The following is a 7868-nucleotide window of genomic DNA, read 5'->3' as shown; positions in this document are numbered from 1 at the left end:
CCCGCGCCGCTGCCGCCGTTCCCGCCGCAGCCGATCACCAACGGCGGCTACGGCGGCGTTGACCCGGCGCACAAGGTGCACGCCATGCACAACGTGGCGGTGTCGGACCCGTTCAGCACCGCGCAGCAGACCATGCGCCACGTCTACTACGACCTGCTGCCGCAGGTTCCGCAGCCCGCGCAGCACGGCCTGTACGCCGTGCTGGCGCAGGCGGCGGGCCAGACGCCCGCCGGGCTGCGCGGCAACGTCGTGGCGGGCGCGCTGGGCCAGACCACCGTGCTCACCGAGGTGGCGCGGCACACGGTGCAGCGGCCGGCGCACAACGGGCACCTCTACAACGCCCTGGTCGAGCAGCGGCACTGGACGCCGGGGCGGGACGCGGCCGAGGACGCCGGGTGGCGCAACGCCCGCGACCTCACCGCCCGGCTCATCGCCACCGAGCTGCGCGCCGTGGTGGAGCTGCACGAGCCGGGCAGGCCGGTCGCCGAGCTGGGGCCGTTCAGCGGGCAGGCCACCCAGCGGATCAGGCTGCGGGCGGTGCTGGTGATCACCCCGGTCACGCACCCGGACGGCACGGTGGAGCAGCGTCAGGTGGTCGGCTACGAGACGTTCTGAGGGGGGCTTCACCCCCTCGGGTGGCACACGTCACGCCCTGGTGAACCGGTCCAGTGAACCGCGTCCCACCAGGGCGTGTCTCGTCAGTCACAGAGAGGTCAGGCCATGGGGTCGGCCGCAGGGGGCGGGACTAGCATTCCGTGAGTCAAGGTCCCGTACGCACGTACCTGGACCAGTCCACCACTGACGCTGGAGGCCGTTGCTGATGGCCGGCACCACCGCCACCGAGCGGGAGGGCACCTCACGGCGAGGCGGAACGCTCTACCGCGGCGACCTGGGCATGTGGTCCTGGGTCGCCCACCGCATCACCGGTGTGCTGACGTTCTTCTTCCTGTTCGCGCACGTACTGGACACCGCGCTGGTGCGGGTGTCGCCGGACGCCTACGACAAGGTCATCGAGACCTACAAGAACCCGGTCGTCAACCTGTTCGAGGTCGGCCTCGTCGGCGCGGTGCTCTACCACGCGCTCAACGGCATCCGGGTGATGCTGGTCGACTTCTGGTCCAAGGGCACGCAGTACCAGCGCCCCATGCTGTGGGCCATCCTCGGCATCTGGGTCGCCGTCATGATCCCCGGCACCTACTTCATGATGGTCCGCACGGTGACCGACCTGCTCGGCGGAGGGCACTGACCATGAGCGACCTGGTTCTCGACAAGCCCCGCTCGCCGCGCAGGCCCGCCGCCCGCCGCGGCAACTTCGAGCTCTACAGCTGGCTGTTCATGCGGATCTCCGGCGTGGCGCTGGTGGTGCTCGTGCTGGGCCACCTGTTCATCATGAACATCCTCGACGGCGGCGTGCACCGCATCAACTTCGGGTTCGTGGCGGGCCGGTGGGCCTCGCCGTTCTGGCAGTTCTGGGACCTGCTGATGCTGTGGCTGGCGCAGATCCACGGCGGCAACGGCCTGCGCACCGTGATCAACGACTACGCCCGCAAGGACGCCACCCGGTTCTGGCTGAAGGTGCTGCTGTTCACGTCCATGGTGCTGGTCATCGGCCTCGGCACGTACGTGATCTTCACCTTCGACCCGAACATCACCGACTGACCGGCCGCGGGAGTACGCCGACATGCAGTTCCACAAGTACGACGTCGTCATCATCGGCGCGGGCGGCGCCGGGATGCGCGCGGCCATCGAGTCCGGCCAGCGCGCCCGCACCGCGGTGCTGACCAAGCTGTACCCGACCCGGTCCCACACCGGCGCGGCCCAGGGCGGCATGTGCGCCGCGCTGGCCAACGTCGAGGAGGACAACTGGGAGTGGCACACCTTCGACACGATCAAGGGCGGTGACTACCTGGTCGACCAGGACGCCGCGGAGATCATGGCGAAGGAGGCCATCGACGCGGTCCTCGACCTGGAGAAGATGGGCCTGCCGTTCAACCGCACGCCCGAGGGCAAGATCGACCAGCGGCGGTTCGGCGGCCACACCCGCAACCACGGCGAGGCCGCGGTGCGCCGCGCCTGCTACGCCGCGGACCGCACCGGCCACATGATCCTGCAGACGCTGTACCAGAACTGCGTCAAGCACGGCATCGAGTTCTTCAACGAGTTCTACGTCCTGGACATCTGCCTGACCGAGACCGCCGACGGCCCGGTGTGCACCGGCGCGGTGGCCTACGAGCTGGCCACCGGCGAGATCCACGTGTTCCAGGCCAAGTCCGTGGTGTTCGCCACCGGCGGCTTCGGCAAGGTCTTCAAGACCACCTCCAACGCGCACACGCTGACCGGCGACGGCATGGGCATCGTGTTCCGCAAGGGCCTGCCGCTGGAGGACATGGAGTTCTACCAGTTCCACCCGACCGGCCTGGCGGGCCTGGGCATCCTGCTCACCGAGGGCGCCCGCGGCGAGGGCGCGATCCTGCGCAACGCCTCCGGCGAGCGGTTCATGGAGCGCTACGCGCCGACCATCAAGGACCTGGCGCCGCGCGACATCGTGGCCCGGTCGATGGCGCTGGAGGTGCTGGAGGGCCGCGGCGCGGGGCCGAACAAGGACTACGTGCTGCTGGACTGCACGCACCTGGGCGCGGAGGTCCTGGAGACCAAGCTGCCCGACATCACCGAGTTCGCCCGCACCTACCTGGCGGTGGACCCGGTGAAGGAGCCGGTGCCGGTGTACCCGACGGCGCACTACGCCATGGGCGGCATCCCCACCAACGTGCACGGCGAAGTGCTGCGGGACAACGACAACATCGTGCCCGGCCTCTACGCCGCGGGCGAGTGCGCCTGCGTGTCGGTGCACGGCGCGAACCGCCTGGGCACCAACTCGCTGCTGGACATCAACGTGTTCGGCCGCCGCGCGGGCATCGCCGCCGCGGAGTACGCGCTCTCCCACGACCACGTGGAGCTGCCGGAGAACCCGGCCGCGGGCGTGCAGGCGCAGATCGAGCTGGCGCTGTCCGAGCACGGCCACGAGCGGGTGGCCGACATCCGCACCGAGCTGCAGGCCACCATGGACGCCAACGCGTCGGTGTACCGGACCGAGGACACGCTCAAGCAGGCCCTGCACGACGTGCAGGCGCTGAAGGAGCGTTACCAGCGGATCACCGTGCAGGACAAGGGCAAGCGGTTCAACACCGACCTGCTGGAGGCCGTGGAGCTGGGCTTCCTGCTGGAGCTGGCCGAGGTCCTGGTGGTGGGCGCGCTGGCGCGCAAGGAGTCCCGCGGCGGCCACGCGCGCGAGGACTACCCCAACCGCGACGACACGAACTTCATGCGCCACAGCATGTACTACAAGCAGGGTGAGGGCCTGTCCGCCGACATCCGGCTGGACTACAAGCCCGTGACGTTCACCCGGTACCAGCCGATGGAGCGCAAGTACTGATGACCGCTACCGCTGAAGCCCCCACCGGCTCGCGCGGCGCCCAGCCGCCGGTCCCGGATGGCGCGATCACCATCACCCTGAAGGTCCGCCGGTTCAACCCGGAGTTCGACGACGAGCCGCGCTGGGACTCGTTCGAGATCCCCGCGCTGCCCTCGGACCGCGTGCTGAACCTGCTGCACTACGTGAAGTGGTACCTGGACGGCACGCTGACCTTCCGCCGGTCCTGCGCGCACGGCATCTGCGGCTCGGACGCCATGCGCATCAACGGCGTGAACCGGCTGGCCTGCAAGGTGCTGCTCAAGGACCTGCTGGCGGGCGGCGGCAAGCCGACCACGATCACCGTGGAGCCCATCAAGGGCCTGCCGGTGCACAAGGACCTGCTGGTCGACATGGAGCCGTTCTTCGAGGCGTACCGGGCGGTCAAGCCGTACCTGATCACCTACGGCAACGAGCCGACCCGCGAGCGGGTGCAGTCCATCGCCGACCGCGAGCGCTTCGACGACACCACCAAGTGCATCCTGTGCGCGGCCTGCACCACGTCGTGCCCGGTGTACTGGACCGAGGGCTCCTACTTCGGCCCGGCGGCGATCGTGAACGCCCACCGGTTCATCTTCGACTCCCGCGACGAGGGCGCCGAGGAGCGGCTGGACATCCTCAACGACGTCGACGGCGTGTGGCGCTGCCGGACCACGTTCAACTGCACCGACGCCTGCCCGCGCGGCATCCAGGTGACCAAGGCCATCCAGGAGGTCAAGCGCGCCCTGCTGTTCAAGCGCGTCTGACCACCCGCGAGAAGGGGGTGTCCGGGATTCCCGGACACCCCCTTCTCGCGCACCTGGCGCGGGTGATCAGCGCGGTAGTCTGTGCCGGTGTCAGGGCCACCTTGGAGCGCGTTCGGCGACGCCGCGCGCCGCCACCACGCCGACGCCCGAGCACTCTCCGAGCTGGGCCGCCACGGCAACGCCGACCACCTGGCCGGAGTCGCGGCCGAGTGCGGCCTGAAGGCGATCATCGTCGAGCACCTGGGCGGCGTGGTGACTCCGACGGGAAAGCCCAAGCACACCTTGGCTCAAGACAAACTCGGCCACCTCCCCGACCTCTGGGACCAGATGCCCCTGGTCGCGCGGGGGCGCAACGGCGCGCAGTTCGTCGAGCTCATCACGGACGAGAACCCCTTCTCCCGCTGGGACGTGAGCGAGCGCTACAGCGACGGCACCCACATCACCGCGACGAGGGCGGCGGAACACCTGGCGAGCGCGGCTCGGATCATCGCGATCCACGAACGGGCGACAATCGACGGGGCGCTGCCATGACGATCCGCTTCGACGACGCGTGGGCGCACGCCCTGGCTTCCGCCGACGAGGTGCGTCGAGGAGGGTCCGACGTCGTCCTGGTCAGGGACCTGATCGGCCGGGTGTCCCTCGTGGTGGACGGCCCGGTGCCCGCCGGGGCGGTCGAGAGGTTCCGCGAGGGCACCGGCCGCTTCGCCGCTCCCGCGCCGATCCTGTCCACGCACGACATGTTCGACCGGACTTCGGTGCTGAACTCGCCCGACCTGCACGTCCGCGAAGCGCGCAGCGGTGACCGGGGCAGCCTGGCGGTCCTGGAGCGGAGCGTCGTCGGAGCGGACTGGACCAGGCCCGACGACGCCCCGCCGCGCAAGCGCACCACCCTGTACGGCTTCAAGGGCGGCGTCGGCCGCTCGACCGCCACCCTGGTGCTGGCCGAGCACCTGGCCGCGCTGGGCCACTGCGTCCTGGTGGTCGACCTGGACCTCGAATCACCCGGTGTGGGAGCCCTGCTCCAGCACGAGGAGAACCTCCCCGAGCACGGCATCATCGACCACCTCGTGGAAGCCGCGGTCGGCAACGAGGACGGCCTGGACCTGGTCTCCCAGAGCCAGGTGCTCCTCACGTCCGGGAACGGCGAGGTGTGGGTCGCCGCCGCGGCGGGACGCCCCTCACCGGCGCACGACTACATGGCCAAGCTCAACCGCGTCTACACCGATCTCCCCCCTGGCCCGGACGGTCGGACGCGCGGGTTCGGCGATCGGCTCGACGACGCCATCAGCGCGTGCGAGGACCAGGTGGAGAGCCGAAGCCGACGTCCCGACGTGGTCCTGCTGGACAGCCGCGCGGGCATCCACGACATCGCGGCGGTCGCCATCACCCAGCTCAGCGATCTGAGCCTGCTCTTCGCCGCCGACAACACGCACACGTGGACCGGCTACGGCTTCCTGTTCAAGCAGTGGCGCGACAACCTCACCCCGGCCGACTTGGACCGGGTGCGCCAACGGCTGCGCATGGTCGCCTCGATGGTGCCGCCCGCTCAGGCGAGCAGCTACCTCGAAGCGTTTCGGGACAACGCCCAGCAGTGTTTCGCGGATTTCCTGTACGACGACACGACTTCGTCCGATCCGGGCTCCTTCAACTTCGCACCGGGCGACGCGGACGCACCGCACAGCCCACTGCCCATCCTCTTCACGTCGGAGCTGGTCGGCCTGAACGCCAAGCGGCAAGGGGATTGGCACTCGCAACCACTGATCAGAGCCGCGTACGAGTCGTTCCTCGCCACTGCCACCGAGCTGATCACCGGGTAGGTCTGATGTCGCTCAGCCCCCACCACTACCGCGAACTGCTGGCCGCCGCCCTGCCGGTCGCGACCGACTCGGACACCTTGGACCCCGACGTCCGCACGCTGTTCACGCCCGCCAACCACCGCAAAGCGCTCGAACCGGACGTCACGGTGGTGCAAGGGGGCCCTGGCGTTGGCAAGACCGTGTGGTTCAAGGCATTGCAGAACGACCGGCTTCGGCAGCTCGCCGCCGCCGAGTACCAGCTTCCCCGGCTGAACCGGGTCACGCCGCTGGCCGGTTATGGAACGGCGCTGCGACCCGACCAGTACCCCAGTCAACGAGCGCTCGACCACCTCCAGCGGATCGCCAAGCCCGAGGACATCTGGACCGCGGTCGTCCTCTGCGCGGTCCGGGCCGAGGGGATCAGCGAACTGGTCGAGTGGTCGGATCGGGTCCGCTGGCTGCTGGAGCACCCGGACGCCAGCGAGAGGGCACTCGCCAAGGCTGACGACAACGCGGGCCGCCACGGCGTCACCATGCTGTTCCTCTTCGACGGGCTCGACCGGCTGCACAGCAGCCGCGACGTCAACGACAGCCTCGTGCGCGGCATCCTGCAGGTCGCCTTGGACCTGCGGACACGCACCCGGAACCTGCGGGCGAAGGTGTTCATCCGTCCGGACATGTTCGACGGGATCAGGTTGAACTTCCCGGACGCGTCGAAGCTCGTGGCCAACGCCGCCGACCTGACCTGGTCACCGACCAGCCTGTACGGCCTGCTGTTCCACCGCATGGGCAACTCCGACAACCCGCATTCGGCGCAGTTCATCGCTGACACCGGTGAGTGGGACACCCAGGGGGAACGCCGCACGCCACCGCGTTCTCTGGTCGGCGACAGCGAACACCAGAAGCAGGTCTTCACCGCGATCGCGGGTCCCTACATGGGCACGGACCGCCGCAAGGGGATCACCTACACCTGGCTGCCGAACCACCTGACGGACGGAATCGGCCAAGTGAGCCCGCGCAGCTTCCTCGCCGCGCTGCGCAAGGCGACCGACATCACCGGGGAACGCCACTCGACCTACGAGTTCGCGCTGTACTGGGACGGCATCCGCCAAGGAGTGCAGGAGGCGTCGGGCATCCGGGTCGTGGAGATTCGCGAGGACATCCCCTGGGTCGCCACCGCGATCGCCCCGCTGGGCGGTCTTCAGGTGCCAATCGAGGAGTCGGACGTGGTCCAGCGGTGGGAGGAGCGCAAATTGCGGACCGCGCTGGACGAGCTGTCCCAGCAGACCGCCGAGGGGAACGAGGAGCGTTCAGCTCCCACCGGTCCGCTGAGCACCGACTACGGCAAGCTCATCGCGGAGCTGATCGAGCTGGGCGTGATGAGCAGGCGGGCGAACGGGAAGCTCGACCTGCCCGACGTGTACCGCATCGCCTTCGACATCGGCCGCAAGGGCGGCGTGCCGCGAGTCCGCTGAGGGAGCGCCGCGAGCGGCGCTCCCTCGACCAGCTCAGACCCAGAAGACCGCCACGGCCGTGTTCAGCACGACCAGGCCCGCCATGGTGGGCGCGAGCCAGCTCGCGGCCCTGGGCTTGTTCACGTTGGCCGCCGCCAGGCCCGCGATGACCACCAGGACGAGCAGCTTCAGGCCGATCTTGAAGTGGTCGTAGTCCTTGTCGGTCAGCGGCGCGAGGCCGACCAGCGCCACGCCGGTGAGCAGCTGCAGCGCGCTGCCGTGCAGCCAGCCCTTGTTCAGCGGCGCGTCCGCGCCCGCGCGGCGCTGGACGAAGAACATGGCGACGAGCATCCCCATGCCGAGCAGGTGCAGGAACACCAGCAGCAGGCGCACGAACTCCACG

9 protein-coding genes are annotated in these 7868 nt (G+C 69.5%); 8 read left to right on the top strand and 1 reads right to left on the bottom strand.

Features of this window, described 5'->3' with window-relative positions:
* The 8 genes from IEZ00_RS17365 to IEZ00_RS17330 all read left to right on the top strand — a co-directional run.
* Positions 1-615: hypothetical protein (locus tag IEZ00_RS17365; RefSeq protein ID WP_189224287.1), on the top strand; the 615-nt coding region annotated here is incomplete at its 5' end.
* Between the two features lie 205 nt (positions 616-820).
* A complete protein-coding gene (gene sdhC, locus IEZ00_RS17360; protein ID WP_189224286.1) occupies positions 821-1246 on the top strand; it encodes a succinate dehydrogenase, cytochrome b556 subunit in 426 nt (141 codons plus the stop codon).
* Between the two features lie 2 nt (positions 1247-1248).
* Entirely contained in the window at positions 1249-1659 is a 411-nt protein-coding gene (locus tag IEZ00_RS17355) for a succinate dehydrogenase hydrophobic membrane anchor subunit (protein WP_189224285.1), read from the top strand.
* A 22-nt stretch (positions 1660-1681) separates the two neighbouring features.
* The gene (gene sdhA / locus IEZ00_RS17350) at positions 1682-3433 is read left to right on the top strand and encodes a succinate dehydrogenase flavoprotein subunit (RefSeq protein ID WP_189224284.1); all 1752 of its coding nucleotides are present in this window, start codon (positions 1682-1684) and stop codon (positions 3431-3433) included.
* Positions 3433-4215: a succinate dehydrogenase iron-sulfur subunit gene (locus IEZ00_RS17345; RefSeq protein ID WP_189224283.1), complete on the top strand. Its 783-nt coding sequence runs from the start codon at positions 3433-3435 to the stop codon at positions 4213-4215. The genes sdhA and IEZ00_RS17345 overlap by 1 nt, the downstream gene beginning before the upstream one ends.
* Before the next feature lie 87 nt (positions 4216-4302).
* Positions 4303-4746 carry a hypothetical protein gene (locus IEZ00_RS17340; RefSeq protein ID WP_189224282.1) on the top strand — a complete coding sequence of 148 codons (444 nt, stop codon included), beginning with the start codon at positions 4303-4305 and terminating at the stop codon, positions 4744-4746.
* Positions 4743-6032 carry a KGGVGR-motif variant AAA ATPase gene (locus IEZ00_RS17335; RefSeq protein ID WP_189224281.1) on the top strand — a complete coding sequence of 430 codons (1290 nt, stop codon included), beginning with the start codon at positions 4743-4745 and terminating at the stop codon, positions 6030-6032. The genes IEZ00_RS17340 and IEZ00_RS17335 overlap by 4 nt, the downstream gene beginning before the upstream one ends.
* Before the next feature lie 5 nt (positions 6033-6037).
* Entirely contained in the window at positions 6038-7486 is a 1449-nt protein-coding gene (locus IEZ00_RS17330; RefSeq protein ID WP_189224280.1) for a hypothetical protein, read from the top strand.
* Between the two features lie 33 nt (positions 7487-7519).
* Here IEZ00_RS17330 and IEZ00_RS17325 read toward each other — a convergent pair whose 3' ends face one another.
* Entirely contained in the window at positions 7520-7867 is a 348-nt protein-coding gene (locus IEZ00_RS17325) for a hypothetical protein (RefSeq protein ID WP_189224279.1), read from the bottom strand.
* Between the last annotated feature and the right edge of the window lies 1 nt (position 7868).

The organism is Saccharothrix coeruleofusca, assembly GCF_014648515.1.
Classification (GTDB): Bacteria; Actinomycetota; Actinomycetes; order Mycobacteriales; family Pseudonocardiaceae; genus Actinosynnema; species Actinosynnema coeruleofuscum.
The sequence above is the reverse complement of the archived record's forward strand: the minus strand, read 5'-3'. Positions and strand labels throughout refer to the sequence as shown.